Origin of the sequence: Pedobacter sp. FW305-3-2-15-E-R2A2, assembly GCF_038446955.1 — a bacterium.
Lineage (GTDB): Bacteria > Bacteroidota > Bacteroidia > Sphingobacteriales > Sphingobacteriaceae > Pedobacter.
Genome location: NZ_CP151803.1, coordinates 5,830,936 through 5,852,198 on the forward strand (window position 1 = coordinate 5,830,936; position 21,263 = coordinate 5,852,198).

The window sequence follows — 21,263 nt, forward strand, 5'->3', positions numbered from 1 at the left end:
TGATATAATTGATTAACTAAGCTCAAAATTATACTTTCAGCAAGAGGAGAAATATGCAAGAATGCTCAATCTATACCTTCATTTTCCTGAAGCTCACAGGCTGTATCCCATAACCCGATTTGAAAGCGCGACAAAAAGCACTGACATTTTCAAAACCGGTCATCCAGGTAATTTCATGGATAGGTTTATCCGTAAGCTTTAATAAATCAGCTGCATGTTTCAGGCGGACACGGATCAGGTATTGGTGGGGAGTAATGCAAAAAACAGCTTTAAACTGTTTGACCAACTGAGGGACCGACAAGCAGGCTAAACTACTGATATGTGCCAAATCAGTATGCTCCATATAAGTAGAATGCAGGATATCTTTAGCAACACATAGCCTTTTGTAAATCTCGGTTCTTGTACTTGATTTAAGGGCCGCAACCTGCCCTACACGATTGAACTCTGACTTATGCGTCCGGATGAGCTGATGTAATAAGAAAACGAGATATTCATCCATCATGTTCTCTTCATAACCCTGTTCATCAAGCGCAGTCAACAGTCCTGATAACTGCAATTGCAATTCAGGTGTGATGTGGTTTAACGTCTGAAAAAACTCAAGCGTTTGTGTTCCGTTATCGAGGGGTTCCTCTAACAAAAATGACTCCGTATGCAAGGCATCACGAAATACAGAAGAAGCGAATTCCTTTTTAAAAAATACCGACAGGATCCTTAACTTTTCGCCATTATCACTCCTGCAGGAATAGTTCTGGTCATCGTTTAAAATTAGAAATTGTCCCGGTCTAACCGCAAGTTTCTGGCGATTAATGCCATACCATTCTTCCCCACTCAGCACTGTTTTAAAAGAAAGGCAGCCTACGTGATTTTCGCAATGACTTGCGCTGCTCTCTGCATTAAAAATGATGTTGTGCTTCTTGAATCTGCTGAAATGTAATGCTTCATCGAATCCCGGCTTGGTATGATCTGGCAGACTGGTAAAATACATATCTACAAGATAATGATTTTCGCTAAGATCTTAAAAAAGAAACAGGTACGTGACCAAACGTACCTGTAACTTCATTAACCTAACTGGAGCGCGTTAATATCTATTAAATTACCATCCCGGATTCTGTTTAATGTCAGGATTAAGGCTCATTTGATCGATCGCAATCGGAGCCAGATAATCTCTTAGTACATTAAACTGATAGCCAGCAGCCATCGCCGGAATGTTTTTAAACAATTCGATATAACCATTTGCATCAACCGGATAAGTAGCAAGACTCGCAGCCGGAACTAAGCCTGTCCATTGACTCAGGATTGCTCCTTTTGGTTTCCAGCCCACCAATAATTCATCGGCGGCAGCCCAGCGATACACATCGTCCCTGCGGTATCCTTCACAGGCCAGCTCTATCCTTCTTTCTCTACGTACTTCATTAATCACCGGGCTCAGCGTTGGAAACTCCCATTTAGGGTCATTCACGATTCCACCCACCATCAGGTTAGGCATACCAACGCGGCTCCTTAGTTTGTTCAGAGATAAATCGGCATCTGCCTGATTAAAAGTTCCCAATTCTGCTTTGGCTTCTGCATAAATTAAGAGTGCCTCTGCAAACCTGAAAATGATGTAACCAGTGGTTCCCCTGTCCTGTTGTTGTGTATAATCCGGATTATGTCCTTTATACACCTGATAACCGGTAGCCGGTTTCTGTTCATTTGGAGAGGTAAAAGTGGGTACTTCAAAAATTGCGGCAGCGGCTCCATTTGGTCTGTTGTTCGTAACGATATGGTTTCCGTCATTCACATATAGGGTTTGCAGCATCCTTGGATCTCTATTTTTGACCACATTTAACAAATTGGCATCTCCCTGATACAATGGATTTCCGGTAATTGGTTTTCCATCTGTACATAAATAGTAATCGATCAAATTTTTGGTGATTCCTCTTCCCGCACCTGTATTTGTATAGCGGTGCCAGTAATGACCTCCATTTGCATTCAGGTCAAATTGTCGCCAGAGCATGATTTCCGGATTTCCATTGTAATTACTTTGATTGAACAATTTCCAATAGCCATCCGTTCCGGGTGTAGCTGCCAATCCGTTTCCGTCAGGATTATCGATCAGGTCTTTACTTACCGTTGCTGCCTTTTGCAGAAATTTAGTACCATCGGCACCACTTACACCAAAAGGAGTATTCGCATGATATTTCTCCCAGGTTCCCTCAAAAAGTGCAATTCTTGCCTGAAGCAATTGTGCGATTTGTTTATTTACCCTCGAAGGTTGAGCTTTATCTTTAGAAGGCAGGTAATTTACCGCCTTGTCAAGGTCATTCATAATGGAATCTACAATGACCGCTCTGGATAAGCGTGCCCCCTTTAACTGATCCAATACCGGGTTCATCGGTTTATTTACCCATGGAAGGTCTCCGAATTGTCTCAGTTTACTAAAGTAAAACCAGGCCCTGAAGAACAATGCTTCACCAACATAATTTTTTTGATTGTCCCATGCTGCATTTACCTTATTGTAATTCACCATAAAATAATTGATGTTCCTCAGCATGCTCCAGTCTCCGGCAGCCCAACCTCCGCCTGATCCAGGCACTACTCTTGTTCCGTTTAAGGGTCCGTCCACAGACATCGTGATCATGTTGTCACTGCCCTGATCCGCATCCAATCCATATGGACCTATTGTACCAAAACCATTGATCGTAGAAGGAAAAGTAGAATAGAAATTATTGACATACAGCTGAAGGTCATTGGGTGTTTTCCAGAATTCAGCTTCACTAATGCTTGTTTCCGGAGTCTGATTCAGAAAGTCTTTCTTACAGGCGGCCAGAGTGGTCAGGCCTATAAGCATCAACAGATATAGTTTATTGCGCATAATCATATTTTTTATCATTGCCTGTAGAATTAAAATGTCACACTTAGTCCTGCGGAATAGCTTCGCTGAAGCGGATATACTTTTCCTTCGTTTAAAGTCAGTTCAGGATCGAGTGCCTTTGTAAATTTTGTAAAGGTGGCCAGGTTCTCTATGCTGATATAAAACCTCAGCTTACTGATTTTTATGCGGTCGAGAAGCGCTTTACTAATGGTATAACCCAACTGAACATTCTTAATCCTCATATACGCCGCACTTTGAAGATATTTGCTCTGTACCTGTGTATTTTTACCGTTTTGTTCGCTCATGTAATATTTAGGATAATAACCATTCGGGTTCTCCGGAGTCCATCTGTCCAGATGGGTCGTAAACAAAGAGCTTTGCCATTCATCACCTACGATACCCCAGAAATAGTTACCTCCTATTGCCGCATCACGTTTTCCTACACCCTGAATAAAAATCATTGCATCAAAACCATTCCAGCTTGCATCGGCAGTAAGACCATAGCTATAGCGTGGTGTACTGTTTCCGATTACCTTACGGTCGCCGGGATTGCTGAGTGTACTTGTTCCGGCATCAATTTTACCATCTCCATTCAGGTCTGCATACCTGATGTCCCCTGCGGTCCATGGATTGCCATTGATTCTGGATTGGGAAGGTGCAGCAGCAACTTCTTCAGCACTTTTGAAAAAGCCGATCGTTTGATATCCCCAGATCTCTCCCATTTGCTGTCCCTGATACCAGGTTCCTAAATCACCTGTAGGGTTTGGATAACGTACTACTTTAGCCTTATAGTCGCTCAATACTCCTTTAAGTCCATAATTCACATTGCCAATTTTGTCTCTCCATCCGATAGATAGTTCCCATCCTCTGGTTTCAATGGCAGAGTTATTAATCCCTGGTGCTGATGTACCTAAAATTGCGGGTAATGCAGCTGCTGGACCCATGACATCGTTTGCTTTACGGATGTACCAGTCGAACGTCGTGTTCAACCTGTTGTCTAAAAAGGCTGCATCAGTTCCAAAGTTTAAGGTAGAAGTGCTTACCCAGGTCAATGAGTTGTCTACCAGGCCAGGCTGACTTACCGCAGCTTGTCTTGATCCTCCAAAAAGCCAGGATGTACTGGTAGGACTGCTTGTCCCCAGACTCGGATAGAATGGGTAATAGCTATCCTGTAAAAACAATTGATCTCCCAGTTTACCATAAGATCCACGGAATTTCAAACCGTTCACATATTTTTTCACCGGTTCAAAAAAGGATTCCTTATCGACATTCCATCCTGCAGAAATTCCCGGATAAGCTTTCCATCTTACCTCAGATAAAAAACGGGAAGTTCCATCATAACGGGCACTCAGTTCTAACAGGTATTTTTCTTTATAATTGTAATTGAACCTTCCAAAAAAGCCTTCCGAAGCCAATTTCCTGACACCATCGGAGATAGAAGGAGTCGTTCCGTACGAAGTAGACAGTGAAGGAATATTATCTGAGTATAAATTTGTATTGCTTGCACCATAAGATTGAAAAGCATTGTAATCACTCACAAAACCACCCATCACACTGAAATAATGGTCGCCCAGCTGTTTTTCATATTGCGAATAGATGTTCACTACTTCATGTTGAATCCTTTCGTTATACCTGGCATATCCGTTAGGGGTCGTTCCTCCCACCGTTGCTTGTGAACCATCCGGCAAAAAGGTATACAAGGTTTTCAGGTGTGTACTTCTATCGAAATAGGTTCCGTCAAAAGTATAGTTTGCCGTTGCTGTCCATCCTTTTGCCAGTTTCAGATTCAGCTCTCCGGTTAACAGACCTTTATCTTTAGTTGTAATTTCTCTTCCTCCCTCGCTCTGCAACTGGATATTACTTTCCGCAGAGATGCGTCCATCAGGATTGTACAACTGTACTGTAGGAAATTTACGGGCAATCTGGTGCATATAGGCCCTTTCACCTCCTCCTGTTTGCGCGGCATACAGGTTGGGAGTATCAAACAACTCTCTGGAAAAACTTCCCCTGAAACTAAAAGTAAGCCATTTCGTTACATCCGTAGTTAGATTTGTTCTCAGGTTATAGCGTTTGTATTTGTCGTTCCCATAATTATACATTCCGCTTCTGTCGTTAAATCCGGCACCGACAAAATAGCTGGAAGATTCCGAACCTCCATTTATGCTCACATTGTGTTGCTGACTATAAGAGCGGTCTTTATAATAAATTTTAAACCAATCATTATTTGAATTGGCTGCATTCCATGATAAATAGCTATTGTTTGCCGGATTGGGATCTTTTATCGTCTCTGTGGTCAGTGCGCCCGACTGATAATCTTTAATCCGCTGAAGAGCTGCAGCATCGTAAAATGGAGATCTGCCTGCGTTTACAAAGGCTTCATTATAGATGTTTGCAAAATCCAGGGAATTCACCATGGTTGGCAAATTGAAGATGGTGTTCATCGAAATGTTATTGTTGTAAGTGATGCTCGGTGTCTTTCCACGACTACCTTGTTTTGTTTTGATCAGGATCACTCCGTAAGGGGCACTTGATCCATAAATCGCCGCTGATGCTGCATCTTTTAATACAGAAATGTTTTCTATATCATCCGGATTGAGGCTATTAATATCACCTCCCTGAACTCCATCAATTACAATTAACGGCCCTGCACTTGTTCCAAGTCCTGTATATCCACGGATGTTAATGCCTTGTGTCGCATTTGGTGATCCGCCACTACCTCCGATACTGATGTTCAGATTGGCCACCTGCCCCTGCAAAGCCTGAGTAACTCTGGTGATCGGACGATCGGCAAGGTCTTTTCCGGTCACCTGTGCCACCGCACCTGTAAGGCGTGTTTTCTTTTGGCTACCGTAAGCCACCACAACTACATCTTCCAGCTCGTTGGGTTTTGGCATCAGCTTAATGACCACATTTTGAGAAGAAGCCTTGATTTCCTGACTGATATAACCAACAAAGGAAACTTCGAGAGTTGCATTCTCCGCGACATCAGAAAGGATAAAAGCGCCATTTACATCGGTAACCGCTCCTTTATTTGCACCTTTAACTTTGATAGAAGCGCCCGGCAAAGGATTACCATTTTCATCCACTACCTTTCCCCTTACTTCCATGAAGCGCAGAAACTGGTTTAGCTTATCAGAAATAATCGTTTCTTTCTCTTTGATGACTACAATTTTGTCTTCAATTATGTACGCTAAAGGCAAGTCTTTAAGACAGACATCCAATACCGTTTCTAAAGATGCATTGTTAAAATTTGCATTTACACTGGTGGTATTTTTTACTTTTTTTGCCGACCATATGATGTTGTACCCTGTTTGTTTATTGATTTCATTAAATACTTGTTTGAGGGTAGCATTTTTTCTGGAGTAAGTCACTTTTTGTGCAAAGCCTGTTGCACTTACCTGTAAGGCGGTTGCGATTAAAAAGATGACGGTCAGCTTTATACTCATCAGAAATTTTAGGGTATAGCCGGGAGGCACACCAAGACTTTTAGTATAATTTTTATACATTTGGTTGTTCTTTTTCATCTGATTACCACAGCTTTCGAAGGTTTCGGGCAATCAGAAAAGGATTTAAGAAAATGGTTGAATCAATTGTTTTCAGTGATCACAGAACATTCGGTCAGGGGCGTTCCAGCGCTCCTGATCTCGTTATCTGAAATCTGATAGCTATTCGGATTTAAGGGTCTTTTCCTGGATGTTTCATACTTGGTTAGGTTTGGTTAGTAATCTATTTTCTTTCTGCTCTGTTATTTTTTTGTTTAATCATGATCTTGTTCCCTTCCAGCTTAAAGCTTACTGCGGTGGTGAGTTCCAACATCCTCAACACTTTAGATACTTTTTCTGATCTGCTTACGATTCCCCCAAATTCCAGTTCTTTAAGATCAGCAGCCTGAAATTCGACCTCCACATCATACCATCTTGATACTTTCTTCATGATGCTTTCCAGAGACTCATCATCAAACCTAAAGTATCCCATTTTCCAAGCCATCACACTTTCCAGATCTGCAGGAATGACTTTAATATTTTTTCCGTTGAGGATGGATTGTTGTTCAGGCTTGAGCATAGTCCCATTTACGCTTATACTTCCCTCTAATAGGGTCGTATAAGTATTTTGTTCATCAGGATAACTGTTGATGTTAAAATGGGTTCCAAATACACTGACTTCCTGTCCGGACGAACTCACTTTAAATGCTTTCTTCGGGTCTTTGGCCACTTCAAAATAAGCTTCTCCTATGAGTTCAACTTTACGTTCCCTGGTGGCCGAGAAATTTGTTGGAAACCTGAGGGAGGAAGCGGCATTTAGCCAGACTTGTGTTCCATCCGGCAGGTTTACCTGATACTGACCCGCCTTGGGGGTACTGATGGTATTGTATTCTAACTTACTTCCTGCGGAAGGCAAAACCGTATAAATCAATTGGGCATCTTTTCCTTTAGTAATTTTCACACCAGCCTGCTCTGCAAGTTTTCCGGATTTACTATCGGTCAGAGAGAGCTTAGTACCATCTGCAAGTGTGAGAAAAGCTTTATTTGTTCCGGGTAAAATATCACCGTTGGCGAAATTCTGTGGAACGTTCTGAAGATTTGATGGATAATGGTAGAAGAATAGTCCAGTGGAAAGACTGATCAGCAGGATTGCTGCGATCGCAAAACGGTAACGGATTAGAAAAGGTCTTTCGGGATGAATCTCCTGCTGGATTTTTTTAAACATCCTGCTCCTATGCCAATCTTCATTATTGACAAACGTTTCCGGAATATCCAGTTCCAAGTCTTGGTCTCTATTGTACCAATTGGCAAATTCGACTTCTTCTTCGGCTGTAATTGTCTTGTCCAGCCATTTAGCGGCCAGTTCCTGATATCGTTTATTTTCTTTAGAATTGTCCATCCGTTATAGGGGCTATATAACAGAGGTCTCTTGTGAAAGACGAATCCCTTACTCCATTGAAAAATATTTTACAGCAAGGTCATCATAAATTGATTTAGCCCTGCACGCAAAGATTTAATCGCCTTCCCTAAATGCGCTTCAACGGTTTTTTCAGAGATTTCCAACTCCTCCGCAATCTTTTTTTGAGACAAGCCCCGCTCCTTACTCATCCGGTATACCAGGCGACATTTTTCAGGTAAGGCACAAACGAGTTTCTCTAACTGGTCTTTGAGCTCCAGAAAATCCAACCATTCCTGAGTAGAATCATCGGCGATTCCCTTCATGCCCAGACTATCGGTATATTTTTGTTGATGGTATTGCTTGTCCAGCGCCTTGATGACCCTATATTTTACAGATACAGACAAGTAAGCCGATAAACTGGAAGTAATCTTTAAGCTTTCTCTCCGGTTCCAGAGGGAAACGAAAATATGCTGTACAATTTCTTCTGCCTCTTCCAGGTCTTTTACTTTATGTGCTGCAACGAGAAATAGCTTCTTCCAATATCGGTTATAGATCTCTGTAAAGGCCGTATGGTCTCCATCTTGCAATAAGCCAGTTAATTCCGAATCAGTAAAACTGCGATACCTATTCATGATGCACTCCTTTTCTTAAATTCTAAAGAATAAGACCATAGAGATTGGCCTTGCTGTATTGTTCCCTCACAATTGTAACAAAATAATTAGGTAAAAAGAACTGAGGAATAGGGTAAAAAGTTGCGCATACGTTTGCATTATACATTTCAAACGTATGCGTAAATTAAAAGCAAGAAAGATAAATGGGCTTAATTCTGATCTTCTTTGATAAATACCAGATGCATTAGCATCAAGATATCATGATATCTTTTCTTTAAACTTTTCTCATTGAAAATGTACTTGAGATCAAACGCATATTAATAACATATGAAAAACATTACGTAAATCACTGAGGGTGTTTCACAAACTGTGTCAATAGTGTAACTTTAAACTATCGACATAATTATGGCAACACAAGAAGACTTTGATTTCGAAAGCTTCAAAAAGGAAGCTATAGCTGGCTTATATGCCGGCAAGAAAATGACTGGCACGGATGGGGTACTAGCCCCGATGATGAAACACTTTCTGGAATCTATGATGACCGGAGAGCTGGAGCACCACATTTCAGAAAGTAAGCCAGCCGGTCAGTCCAACCGTAAGAACGGGAAAAGTAAGAAGACGGTTCGCAGCTTGAGCTCGGGAGAGTTTGAATTGGAAACCGGTCGGGACCGCCTGGGCACTTTTGACCCTAAGGTTGTCCCCAAACGCCAACTGATCATTACAGAAGAACTGGAAGGCAACATCCTCTCGATGTATGCAATGGGGATGAGTACGCGTGCTATGCGTGATTATATCCAGGAAATGTACGCCATGGATATTTCTGCAGCTGAGATCTCACGCATTACTGACAGCGTACTACCAGCCGTGCAGGAATGGCGCAACAGACCCTTAGAAGCAGTTTACCCCTTTGTCTTCCTGGATTGCATGTTCTTTAAGGTCAGGGTAAATGGTGTAGTGGAAACCCGTGCGATCTACAATATCCTGGGTGTGGATATTGAAGGCAAAAAAGATGTTTTGGGGCTTTATACGGCTGAAAACGAAGGCGCCAAATTCTGGCTTTCGGTACTCACTGATCTAAAAACGCGTGGTGTTGAAGATATCCTGATCGCCTGCATTGATGGACTAAAGGGCTTCCCTGAAGCTGTAGAGGCTGTCTTTCCAAAGACCAGGGTACAGCTTTGCATTGTTCACCAGATCCGCTGTTCTATGCGCTATGTTCCTGAGAAAGATAAAAAGGCAGTAATGGCCGATATGAAGCCAATCTATCAGGCGAATAATGAACAGCTGGGATATGAAAAATTGCTGGAGTTCGAAGAGAAATGGGGGACGAAATATCCCCTGAGTTGTAAGTCCTGGCTGGACAACTGGGTAAACCTTTCTGCATTCTTTGAATACGATCAAGGGATCCGTAAGATTATTTACACCACCAATCCGATTGAGGGCGTACACCGCCAAATCCGCAAAATCACCAAGACCAAGGGGGCTTTTTCTTCTGAGCAGGCACTGATGAAACTCATGTACCTGGTCATCAAAAACATCAGTAAGAAATGGACGATGCCAATCCATAATTGGGGACCGGCATTTTCACAACTTTATATTAAATTTGGTGACAGAATTCTTCAAGAGAATAAAGGATTCTGAGAGGCGTTAATTTTTGAAACTGACACAGTTCATGTTACACTCCCAAATCACTCATTTATTGAGGGACAATATGTTCTCCTTATTGATTCATCACATTTAAAAGAATGCATGGATTATCTCCTTTAGGTTCCCATTTCTACGTCATCCCAATTATTTGCTCTGTTGAAAGCCCACTCTAAAGCTTTTCGTCTTTCATAGACTTGTCCTTCGTTTAGCTTTGGTTCCCGGCCATTTAACCTTTCGTCAACACAATACCAATGAAGGCGATAATAGTAATCCAGCGTCGTGTAAATCTCCACTTCAGGTCGGATATCTTTTATCTTATCAAGCTTTTCATTGGTATCACCATCTTCCAGATTTGGCAATAGGGAAGCCATATTATCTCCCACATGTTTTTCGGCCTCCAGCTTATCCACCATTTTTGTTAACCACATCAGGGCCCATAGAGCTTCCAGGTACCACATGAGTGAATTGATCTCTTCTTCTGTTAATTCTTCATTTTCCTTTGCTAAAATCTCCTTTTCTGAATCTGAAAGAAACGCCGTTAATTTCTGAGCTTTGATCCATTCATCAATAATATAGGTAGGTGCTTCAAAAGCAATATTGATCATTGCATTCATGACCGACATACGTCCTTTTATTTCTTCAACTGTCCTTAACTTTGGTGTATCTAAGACTGGCAGCCAATTGTTGACACGGAATCCTTTTTCGTTAATAATCTGATCGTTTTCTAATTTTATTTGCTGTTTATGTTCGTCTGTCATAAATGATAACTGCTAAAATTTAAAGTAATTTTCCAGATTGATCAATAAAGAATCCGGAGGGACTTCCAGCTACACAAAAACCATGCTAAGGTATCCCGGCAAAACAACATCTTGGTTAAGATCACCTATTAATTACCCGGTTTCGATGATCAACAAAATGATCCGGGTTAAGACCAGGGTTATTTTGCTTTTAGCTCCGACATTTGTATTCAGCAGGCTATAGAATTACAACACCTCAATTTCTTCGATTGAAAGTTCGTTGAATTCCGCGATCTGCTCAAGAGACATCCCCTGCTGTTTTTGTTTCCGGGCTGTAATCAATTTTTGTTTATAAATACCTTCCTGTATTCCTTTTTCCATTCCCTTTTCTATTCCTTCCTTGATTCCTTCTTCTATTCCTTCCCTCCTACCTTCGATTTTCGCCTTTTCTCCAGCCTCTTTACTGGCCCAGGCAAGACTATGTTCATAATCCCACTTCGCTTTTAAGTTCGACTCATAGAGTGTTCGTTGCTCCTTTGTTAGTTTACTCACCTCTGCGATTTTAAATAATTTCTTAAAGATTCCCTGATTGAGGTATAATGGTATCTTTTCCATCCTGCTCATATTTTTAAGAATATAAAACCACTTATCTAAATCAGACGACAGCTCATTTACCTCTTTGTCGAAGTTAGGTAATTCCAGAAATTTAAACCTAAACTTATCGTAGAAAACTTTGCCGGTATCTTTGTTCATTAAAACAACAATAAACAAACACACTTAAAAACATCTTTGAAGATAAACCAGATTATGTAGGCTGGAAACAGCTACCCACCTGGTATCAGGTATCTGAGCTGGACAGGATGATCCCACAAGAAACACAACATTTTTTTGCAGAAAGAATGAAAGCAGGAGCGATTAGTTTATCATCAAGCCATACTTCTATGGCTTCTCATCCACAGGAAATTGTTGATTTGGTTATAAAAGCAGCAGAAACACTGGAAGGATAGCCTTATCTTATTAGAAAATACATCCTGATCCCAACTGATAAGATCAGGATGCGTTTAGTCAGTTTACTTTACAAAATCACTATGCGGGATAATGATATCATCCCCCTCCCTTCCGTATTGCGGCAGAATAAACGCTTTGCTTTCGTAGCGCTGTGTCCCCGAATTATAGTACCAATTTGCACATCCGCTGACCTGCAGTTTGATGTGATAAACATAGTTGGATGTTTCCTGCTGATATGGACTAAAATCGGGTAAAGACACATGTATTTCATCCAGTTCTCTCGCATATTCATCATGAATTCTCATCCCTTCAATACAGGCCTCCTGATAAGATAACTTATAGTGATGCCTCAGAATAAATATAATATTCATAAACTCACCTTCTATCTCGAGCTCTTTTTTCAGAGAAGCAAAATCATTCTGAATTACGATAAGCAGTGCAAGCAGTTCATTTGCACGCTTAATCAAAGGATGATTATAGATATGTACCGGTAATGCAAAATTGGTACATGGGTCGATCAGGTCGCCGTAAGGCCCCATTCCGATAGAATACTTACGAAAGCTGAAATAATGAGCCAGCAAAGGATAAGTTCTCTTTTCAGCCAGTTTAAATGGTGCTTCCTCCAGCATTCCATAAACTATAAATTCATAAAAATTTATAGAGACCCGCTCTATCCAGAACCGAGGCATAAACACCTCCCATTCCTTTCTTGCCTGCGCCATTTGCCTGAGTATACCAATTTCATCTGGCTGGGGATCATCACCAAGCATGACCTCATAAATCCGGTCCGCGATAGGCTTTAGTTCCTTTACAGGAGTGAGCCCAAAGTAATCATCACAAAGTGTGATGTAAATCATCAGCCTTGCACAAGGGCGCATATGGTCTATATTCACACAGGTTGGGTTCATATAAGTAGCCACCTGAGAAAGCTGCTGTGTTTTACATCTTTTTATTCCCTCTTCAGAAATGAAAGTATAATCATTGTCGTACCAGGCAATTTCTTCCTGATCAAAAGCTGTTGCAATCGGACTATGTACAGTTGCCCACGGATAATAGCATTTAGGGATAAATAGTTCTTCTTTCATGAATCTGAGTATTAAAAAATGTGATCATTAATTGTTGAATACTGATTTCACCTGCTCTACAGAAGGGAAGCCATTTAGCGAATTGTATCGTTCCATTTTAGCAGATACATTTTTCCAGCCACTTAAAGTCATGCTGATATAATGTATGCGGTTGATTACCGCATCCTGCCATTCTCCAAAATCAGGGAGCGAATTTTGCAGGTACAGAAATTCTTCCAGGGCTTCATTATGTATCCGCAAATCCTCCAGACAAGCTTCCTCTAAGGAAATGCTCCGATTATGCTGGATGGCTTTTACCACATTGTAATAGATGCTATCGGTTGCTTCATCCTTGATTACAGATTGCACCTCGTTGTAATAAACCATCATTCTGCTGGCCAGTGCTTTCAACCGCTGAATTACCGGATGTCCATAAATTTCTGCCGGCAATGGCAATTTCGTCTCCACATCTGCAAGCTCCAGAAAGGGAAAAAGACATAGTGAATCTTCTCGGATGGCAATACATTCTTCCACACTTGGAAAGGTTTTTCTATGCTTATAAATAAGTTCCCGCTCCAGTCCTTTAAAGTACCTGCTGAGTGCTGTTGTAAAATGAAGAAAAGATTCTTCGGATATAAACTGCAGTAATTCAGTTCTCAGCGAAGCCAGCAATCCTGCCAGAGGGATTTGGGCATCTTCTACAGACAGTACTCCTTCAAGAACTGCCAGCGACTGTTTATGTACCATCCTGATTTCTTCAGGGGTCCCCTCTTCATACTTATCATCATTATAAAGTGTCCATAGCATGAATCTGCAAATGGGCTTCAGCCGTTCAGGACTGGCAGTAGGGAACCATTGAGCGGCGATATGTGCCGTTTTCGTTTTTTTATACTTATACCTGGTATCAGGATCATCCTCATATAACCAGAGGTACTCCCCATCAATCCATTGATGATCTGTGAGCTCTTGCAAGGCTTCGGCAGATGGATTCTTTAGCATGGGAAAAGGGTAATGAAATTGGGAAAGCAGGTGTGCGTTCATAGGGCATGATTTTTAGGTTACGTACTGATAGTAATTCTTTTTTTAACGAGGCCAGCAGCTATCTGACGGGCCTCCTGATCACATTCTATATAGTCATCAAGATTCATATTCTCCATAAAAGGCATTACTGACATGGTGTACCCGATCACATCACTCATCTGAAGAAATCCAATATTCTGCAAAAGGAATGCAGCCACTGCCACCTCATTCGCTGCATTCAGTATACAAGGGATATTCCCCCCTTTGTAGAGTGCATCTTTTGCAAGTAAAAAATTGGGAAAAGTGTCGGTATCTATACTTTCGAAGCTCAGCTGACTGGAACAATCAAAATCAAACCGTGGTAATTTTCCGGCAAGCCGTTCCGGGTAAGACAACGCATATTGAATCGGTAATCTCATATCCGGAATACCCATTTGGGCTTTAATACATCCGTCTTCGAACTGTACCATACTATGTATAATACTCTGAGGGTGTACCACTGCTTCAATCTGGTCCGGCTTCACACCAAACAACCATTTTGCTTCGATCATTTCCAATCCCTTGTTCATCAGCGAAGCAGAATCGATGGTCACTTTTACGCCCATATCCCAATTTGGATGCTTTAAAGCATCAGCAGGACCAATCCGTTCCAGATCGTATTTCTTTTTCCCCCTGAAAGGCCCGCCGGAAGCAGTGAGGATCAATTTTTCTATTCTGTTTAAATTTTCACCTTCCAGGCATTGGAAAATCGCCGAATGTTCAGAATCCACCGGTAATATTTCTGCACCGCTGATTTTCGCCATTCTTGTAATCAGTTCCCCTGCAACCACCAGGGTTTCTTTATTGGCAAGGGCAATTTTCTTTCCTTTCTCAATGGCTTTCATGGTTGGTCTCAGGCCTGCATAACCTACAATCGCAGCAATCATAATGTCGTAAACCCCCATTTCAGCCGCGTGTTCTAATGCAGCGATCCCCGCCGCAACAATGGTTTCCATGTTGATCAAGGCATCTTTCACCTCGTGGTATTTTTCCTCTCGTCCGATCACGATCAGATCAGGTTCAAATTCTTTCGCCTGCCGGATCAGCAGGTCCGCATTTTCATAAGCAGTAAGAACAGTTATTTTAAACCGTTCGGGATATTGCCTGATGACCTCTAAAGTCTGGATGCCAATGGATCCAGTAGATCCAAAAACGGCAACTCTTATTAATTCAGCGTGATGATTCATATAGGGATGATGATTTAGTATAGATCAATAGACAAATCGTAATAAGAGAGCAGCTTCCTGATTACATTTTCAATAAGGATATCAGGACAAGATGCACCACTGGTCAAATGAACCACAACAAGCTCTTTATCTGGTAAATAAGAAAAAGTTGTTTTCAGTTTCCTGGCATGAATATCCCAATGGCTGATCTCCTCATCAGACACCATACTATCGCAGGAAGAGATGAAATAAGTAGGTAATCTTTCTTCACATAACTCTACCAGATGAGAGGAATTGGAACTGTTGTAACCACCCACCACGATGGCCAGATCTGCATCCAGCAACAACATGTTGATGACTGCACTCTGATTATCATTGGTGGCATAGCAAAGTGTATCCTTCATATTCGCAAAATGCTCCGAAGTATTTGACTCCTTTAAACCATGTTTTTCCTTCACAGTTTGCAATAAAAAATCAGCAATCTCCTGGGTGTCACTCGCCAGTAAGGTCGTTTGATTCACGACCCCTATCCGGTTCAGATCCTGATTTGCATCAAAGCCTTCAGAATACCGGTCCCTGAATACTTCAGAAAAATCAGTTGCCGGCCTTCTGTTCATCATAAAATCGGCGAGCAATAAAGCTTCCGTCATATCCTTAATGATCAGCGAAGGGGCAACACTTTTACTATGCGAGAAAGTAGCCCTGGTTTCCTCATGATCAGGCTGACCATGCACAATAACCGTATAATCATTATCGGCAATCTGAGAAACCCTGGTCCATACTTTTTCTACAAAAGGGCATTTACTTTTATAATAGATTTGCTTTATCCCCTTATCGTTTAAAATGCGCTCCATCTCAAGTGTAGTTCCAAATGCAGGAATAATGATTACATCGTCTGCTTTTATTTCTTCCCATGGAATGAGCTGATTACCGGAAGTGTCCATGATAAACCGGACTCCATTCTCCTCCAGGGCTAAGTTGACATGTGAATTGTGTATAATTTCGCTTAGTAAAAAGATTCTTTTGCCAGGATTTTCATTTATCGCCGCATAAGCAATTTCTATGGCATTCTCTACTCCATAGCAAAAACCAAAATGACGGGCAAGGTGGATCTTTACTTTTCCAAAATCAAGTACAGAGGGCATAAGATTCCTTTTCATACGGTCATTCTCCTGCCGGTCTTTTTTTATGGAGGTAATGAATTCACTTTTATAGATCTCCGGAATATTAAAAGCTTTCATGTCGCATGAGTTTTATGGTCAATACCTTTTCTCTAAGACATGCTCTCGCTGCAGCAACTATTCCCTCCCTGTCGTATTCGCATTCCTTATACAGCTCATCTACTTTTCCATGTTCAATGATGCGGTCGGGTACACCCAGAATATGAACTTCTGCATGATATTTATGCGCTGCCATAAACTCTACTACTGCAGTTCCTAATCCCCCAACCTGGCAAGCATCTTCCACCGTAATCAGCTGATGATAATTCTGAAAAATACGGTGTAAAAGCTTTTCGTCTAAGGGTTTTACAAACCTCATATCAAAGAGCCCGGCACTGATTCCTTCTTTTTCCAGCTGATCGCAAGCTTCATTCGCAAAATTTCCAGGGTGTCCGAATGATAAAATGGCGATATCCCTTCCTTCCCGAATCACTCTACCGGTTCCGATTTCAATTTCTTCAAAGGGTCTTTTCCAATCTGGCATCATTCCCTGTCCTCTCGGATAGCGAATGATAAACGGCCGGTCCATTTTGTCCAGCTGAGCTGTATACATCAGGTTTCTTAGCTCGGCCTCGTCCATTGGGGAGCTGATGATCACATCCGGCAAGCAGCGGGAATAAGCGATGTCATAAATTCCATGATGTGTAGCCCCATCTTCGCCCACCAATCCGCCCCGGTCCAGACAAAAGATAACCGGTAACCGCTGCAGAACGACATCATGGATCATCTGGTCATACCCTCTTTGCATGAAGGAAGAATAAATGTTGCAAAATGCTTTCAGGCCCTGCGAAGCAAACCCCGCAGATAGCGTTACCGCATGTTGTTCACAAATCCCCACATCAAATGTCCGGCCGGGCATTTTTTCCATCATAAACTTGAGGGAAGAACCAGACAACATTGCAGGGGTTATTCCTACTATTTTTTCATTCAGTTCAGCCAGCTCAATAATGGTATGGCCAAAAACATCCTGGTATTTAGGTGGCTGAGGTTCTGTACTTACCTTTTTATGTATTTCTCCCGTTACCTTATCAAAAAGACCAGGAAAATGCCAGAGTGTTTTCTCTTCTTCAGCAGGCAAAAATCCTTTCCCTTTTGTGGTCACAACATGAAGAAGTTTTGGACCTGGAATAGCTTTCAGGTCTTCCAGGATTTCTGCCAGCTTCAATACATCATGCCCGTCAACCGTCCCAAAATACCGCATATTCAGCGCTTCAAAAAAGTTGGCATGTTCAGCCATCGCACTTTTCAGCCCTGCCTTTGCATGGTTCAAAATATCTTTGGAAAGTTCTCCAACTACAGGGATTTTATCCAGGGTCTTTCCCAATTTTCGCCGGATTTTATTGTATGTTTTTGAAAGGGTCAAATGGGTCAGATATTCTTTTAAGGCCCCTACATTCTGATCGATAGACATACAATTGTCGTTGAGGATCACAATCAGATTCGTATTGGAAACCCCCGCATGGTTGAGAGCTTCAAAGGCCAGCCCTGCTGTGATTGCCCCGTCTCCAATCACAGCGATGTGTTGCTTGTCATGTTGTCCTTTGTGTTTTGCAGCCAAAGCCATTCCCAATGCGGCCGAAATAGAAGTAGAAGAATGGCCTGTTCCGAAGGTATCATAATCACTTTCATTTCTCCTGGGGAAGCCACTGAGCCCTTTATACTTTCGGTTCGTATGGAACTGATTTTTCCTCCCGGTTAGAATTTTGTGACCATAGGCCTGATGACCTACATCCCAAACGAGCTGATCATAAGGGGTATTCATTACATAATGCAAGGCCGCAGTCAATTCAACAACGCCCAGGCTTGCCCCAAAATGTCCCCCGTTCAGGCTGACTGTATCAATGATAAATGATCTTAATTCGGCGCATAATTGAGGGAGTTCAGATCGATTTATTTTTCGCAAATCGGCAGGAAAATTGATCTGATCCAGTAGAGGAAATTCAATGTTTTTCATGGTAAAATGAGATTAATCAGGGATGAAACGACAGTTGTATGTGGGGGGTATCTCTGTTATGGGGGTTCTTCCCATGCTCCGTACTCTTTAATGAGGTCTATCAATATACCGACAGCCAGTTCAGTGTCTACATTTCTCCTGACCATGTCCTTTCCACGATAGAGAGAAATCCTTCCAGGACCACTTCCTACATATCCAAAATCTGCATCGGCCATTTCTCCAGGACCATTTACAATACAACCCATGATCGCTATTTTTAGCCCTTTAAGGTGACTGGTCGCTATCCTTACTTTCTCCGTTGTAGTTTGCAGATCGAATAATGTACGTCCACAGGATGGACAGGAAATATACTCTGTCCCCGAAATCCTTGTACGGGTAACCTGGAGGATACCAAAGGCAATATTGTTTAAAACCATTGGCAAGTCTTCGAATTCAGCAGTGACCGGTACCGGGACTAACCAGATTCCATCTTTCCATCCATTTAAAATCAGTTCACCGGCATAAGCAGCATAGTTAACAATTAAGTCGTCCATACTATTATCGTCCGGATGAGCCCTTAAAATACAGGGAATTTGAAGTTTACTGATTTCCAGGAGATGAAGCCGTGCTAAACAATCCTTTGCCGGGAGCACGCCGGCGGTATCAATCACTAAGATTACTTTGGACAAATCCTGATCCGCAAATTCAGTAACAAAAGAACCGACTTCAGAATAATTAAGCAGAATCATATTCGCCTTCCCGGAAGTATACCGGCTGGATTTATACTCTTCCAATTCAAAAAGAGGAAAATAGGTCTCTTTATCCGGGAGCGTCCTCCATACCTGGAAAGGTAAAATCATACCCATCATTCCCGGTGGAGAAAAAGACAACGGGCGGTCAAGAAAGATATAATCCGCAGCGGCATGTCCAATATTCCACTTATCGGTAAGCGCATTGTAGGCATATCCAATCGCTGTAAAATCAGTGTTGCTAACCTCCTCCATTCCGGAAAAATCAGCCACTACAATTGGCGGACTATCTGCTCCAATGTTTAAAATTTTAGAAGTTTGAACCCGATCCTGACGAAAGGAGTTCAGTTGTTTTTCCTGAGGATGATCGCTTAAACCTGATCCCCCACTATATCGTCGCACAATGCTGCGGCAAACCGGTAATTCAAATTCCGGAGCTTCCGTAAGTGACACCCTAATGGTATCCCCGATCCCGCTTTCCAATAAAGTTCCGATTCCAATTGCGGATTTAATCCTCCCCTGCTCCATATCTCCCGCTTCAGTAACACCCAGATGCAATGGGTAACAATGTTTGAGTTCTTGCTGCATATTCTGAACAAGTAAACGATAAGCACCAATCATGACCAGTGGATTACTGGATTTCATGCTCAATACGATGTTGTAAAAATTGAGGTCCTCAGCGATGCGGAGAAATTCCATTGCACTCTCTACCATTCCAATTGGAGAATCGCCATATCGGCTCATAATCCGGTCACTTAAAGAACCATGATTCGTACCGATACGGATTGCAGTACCATATTCTTTGCAGATTTTGATCAATGGAACCAATCTGTTCCGGATTCTGTCCAGCTCATATTGATAAGCATCATCATTGTAATCAATGGTTTCAAATCTCTTCTTATCTGCATAATTACCAGGATTGATCCTTACTTTCTCCACAATCCTGGCTGCGGCTTCCGCTGCGTTAGGTGTAAAATGAATATCTGCAACAAGAGGAACAAAGCATCCGCTTTTACGCAGGTTTTGCTGAATATTTAACAGATTTTCTGCATCACGAAGACCTGGCGCTGTAATCCGGACCAAGTCGGCCCCTGCATCCACACATTTCATCACCTGATCAACGGTAGCCCTGGTGTCCATCGTATCCGTGGTGGTCATGGTTTGGAGCCTAATGGGAAAAGAACTGCCCAACAGCAAATGCCCAGCCTTTACATCAACGGTGGTCAGCCTGCCCGATGACCTGGCGTTTAAACTTAAAACTTCAGGTTTCATATCAATTCCAGATAAAAAATTCAGTTTTAAGATTGACGGACTAATAAAGAATTAGCTAATTCTGATAGCTTTTCTTTCTTGTATACCGGTATATCGATCAGGTCAAGGCTTTTGAAAGCAATTTCGGTGTAATGTAAAATGGCAGTACTGGCCCATTCATTTACTTTCAGCTTTTTATACAGGTCAATCACAGTATGAATCCGATCTTCCCCCCTTAACTGCATTGCTGCTTTCAATTCCTTTTTCTGAAATGGATCCGCCAGCTCAAATGCCTTTAGCAGGACTGCTGTTTTTTTATTCTCCAGGATATCGCTCCCCACTTGTTTCCCAGTGATGGAAACATCGCCAAAGGCATCCAGAAAATCATCCTGGATCTGAAAAGCAATTCCGATATTTTCACCGAAATCATAAATATCATTTTGCTGCTGTGTATTTGCCGAACCAATAATGGCGCCGATCTGTGCGGCAGTTCCCAGCAAAACCGATGTCTTGAAGGTGATCATCCTGAGATAATCTTCATATTTTAACGTTTCAATTTCCCGATCTTCAAAATCAATATCCATCTGTTGTCCTTCGCAGATCCGACAGGCCATTTCCGAAAATAAATGAGTAATCTGTTCACGATAAGCGCTATTTATTCTATTCAGCTGCATGTAAGCATGAATCAATAACATATCACCCGCTAAGATGGCGGTATTTTCTCCATATTTCAGGTGCAAAGTAGGACGGCCCCTACGTAAAATGGAATGATCCATAATGTCGTCATGGATGAGCGAAAAGTTATGAAACAATTCGACCGCGTTGGCTACAAGATAAGCGTCCGTATGAATTTCATTAAAAAGCTCATTACTCATAAGGCACAAAACGGGTCGTATTTTCTTGCCTGAAGCACACATGAAGTACGCAATTGATTCGTATAAATTTTCTGGCTGAGCAGGAAAAGTGATGGAATCAGTTTGAGCTTGATAAGACTCAAATATTTCTGAAAAAGAGAGCATATGTTTATGATTAAGTAAACAAAGGGATTCGAATTACCAACAACAAGAACTACATAAACAGGGT

Annotated in this window: 16 protein-coding genes; 2 read left to right on the forward strand and 14 right to left on the reverse strand. The window is 41.8% G+C overall.

Features of this window, described 5'->3' with window-relative positions:
• Positions 1 to 70 precede the first annotated feature (70 nt).
• The 5 genes from AAFF35_RS23575 to AAFF35_RS23595 all read right to left on the reverse strand — a co-directional run bounded on the left by AAFF35_RS23575 (position 71) and on the right by AAFF35_RS23595 (position 8,367).
• Complete coding sequence (locus AAFF35_RS23575) at positions 71 to 985, reverse strand: AraC family transcriptional regulator (RefSeq protein ID WP_342329018.1); 915 nt, start codon at positions 983 to 985, stop codon at positions 71 to 73.
• Between the two features lie 108 nt (positions 986 to 1,093).
• Entirely contained in the window at positions 1,094 to 2,854 is a 1,761-nt protein-coding gene (locus tag AAFF35_RS23580) for a RagB/SusD family nutrient uptake outer membrane protein (RefSeq protein WP_342329019.1), read from the reverse strand.
• A gap of 29 nt (positions 2,855 to 2,883) precedes the next feature.
• Positions 2,884 to 6,378, reverse strand: coding sequence for a TonB-dependent receptor (locus AAFF35_RS23585; protein WP_342329020.1), 3,495 nt, complete (start codon positions 6,376 to 6,378; stop codon positions 2,884 to 2,886).
• Between the two features lie 202 nt (positions 6,379 to 6,580).
• Complete coding sequence (locus AAFF35_RS23590) at positions 6,581 to 7,735, reverse strand: FecR family protein (RefSeq protein WP_342329021.1); 1,155 nt, start codon at positions 7,733 to 7,735, stop codon at positions 6,581 to 6,583.
• 68 nt (positions 7,736 to 7,803) lie between these two features.
• Complete coding sequence (locus tag AAFF35_RS23595; RefSeq protein WP_342329022.1) at positions 7,804 to 8,367, reverse strand: RNA polymerase sigma-70 factor; 564 nt, start codon at positions 8,365 to 8,367, stop codon at positions 7,804 to 7,806.
• 384 nt (positions 8,368 to 8,751) lie between these two features.
• Between AAFF35_RS23595 and AAFF35_RS23600 the strand changes: the two genes are divergently transcribed.
• Positions 8,752 to 9,987 carry an IS256 family transposase gene (locus AAFF35_RS23600; RefSeq protein WP_342329023.1) on the forward strand — a complete coding sequence of 412 codons (1,236 nt, stop codon included), beginning with the start codon at positions 8,752 to 8,754 and terminating at the stop codon, positions 9,985 to 9,987.
• A 122-nt stretch (positions 9,988 to 10,109) separates the two neighbouring features.
• Here AAFF35_RS23600 and AAFF35_RS23605 read toward each other — a convergent pair whose 3' ends face one another.
• Positions 10,110 to 10,751: a DUF4272 domain-containing protein gene (locus tag AAFF35_RS23605; RefSeq protein ID WP_342329024.1), complete on the reverse strand. Its 642-nt coding sequence runs from the start codon at positions 10,749 to 10,751 to the stop codon at positions 10,110 to 10,112.
• 225 nt (positions 10,752 to 10,976) lie between these two features.
• The gene (locus tag AAFF35_RS23610) at positions 10,977 to 11,483 is read right to left on the reverse strand and encodes a PD-(D/E)XK nuclease family transposase (protein ID WP_342329025.1); all 507 of its coding nucleotides are present in this window, start codon (positions 11,481 to 11,483) and stop codon (positions 10,977 to 10,979) included.
• A gap of 107 nt (positions 11,484 to 11,590) precedes the next feature.
• Here AAFF35_RS23610 and AAFF35_RS23615 point away from each other — a divergent pair, with 107 nt between their 5' ends.
• Positions 11,591 to 11,737, forward strand: coding sequence for a hypothetical protein (locus AAFF35_RS23615; RefSeq protein ID WP_342329026.1), 147 nt, complete (start codon positions 11,591 to 11,593; stop codon positions 11,735 to 11,737).
• Positions 11,738 to 11,800: 63 nt separating this feature from the next.
• Here the strand turns inward: AAFF35_RS23615 and AAFF35_RS23620 are convergent, their stop codons facing one another.
• Genes AAFF35_RS23620 through AAFF35_RS23650 form a run of 7 tightly spaced genes read right to left on the reverse strand, consistent with a single transcriptional unit; the run spans position 11,801 to position 21,199 of the window.
• Positions 11,801 to 12,823: a terpene synthase family protein gene (locus AAFF35_RS23620; protein WP_342329027.1), complete on the reverse strand. Its 1,023-nt coding sequence runs from the start codon at positions 12,821 to 12,823 to the stop codon at positions 11,801 to 11,803.
• A gap of 27 nt (positions 12,824 to 12,850) precedes the next feature.
• The gene (locus AAFF35_RS23625; protein ID WP_342329028.1) at positions 12,851 to 13,843 is read right to left on the reverse strand and encodes a hypothetical protein; all 993 of its coding nucleotides are present in this window, start codon (positions 13,841 to 13,843) and stop codon (positions 12,851 to 12,853) included.
• Positions 13,844 to 13,860: 17 nt separating this feature from the next.
• Positions 13,861 to 15,048, reverse strand: coding sequence for a 1-deoxy-D-xylulose-5-phosphate reductoisomerase (locus AAFF35_RS23630; RefSeq protein WP_342329029.1), 1,188 nt, complete (start codon positions 15,046 to 15,048; stop codon positions 13,861 to 13,863).
• Between the two features lie 14 nt (positions 15,049 to 15,062).
• Positions 15,063 to 16,268, reverse strand: a complete 1,206-nt coding sequence (locus AAFF35_RS23635) for a 4-hydroxy-3-methylbut-2-enyl diphosphate reductase (protein ID WP_342329030.1) — start codon at positions 16,266 to 16,268, stop codon at positions 15,063 to 15,065.
• Positions 16,255 to 18,201: a 1-deoxy-D-xylulose-5-phosphate synthase gene (gene dxs, locus AAFF35_RS23640; RefSeq protein WP_342329031.1), complete on the reverse strand. Its 1,947-nt coding sequence runs from the start codon at positions 18,199 to 18,201 to the stop codon at positions 16,255 to 16,257. Before dxs ends, AAFF35_RS23635 begins: the two co-directional genes overlap by 14 nt.
• A 56-nt stretch (positions 18,202 to 18,257) precedes the next feature.
• Entirely contained in the window at positions 18,258 to 20,201 is a 1,944-nt protein-coding gene (gene ispG / locus AAFF35_RS23645; protein WP_342329032.1) for a (E)-4-hydroxy-3-methylbut-2-enyl-diphosphate synthase, read from the reverse strand.
• 26 nt (positions 20,202 to 20,227) lie between these two features.
• On the reverse strand, positions 20,228 to 21,199 hold the full coding sequence (locus AAFF35_RS23650) for a polyprenyl synthetase family protein (RefSeq protein ID WP_342329033.1): 972 nt from the start codon (positions 21,197 to 21,199) through the stop codon (positions 20,228 to 20,230).
• Positions 21,200 to 21,263: the final 64 nt, after the last annotated feature.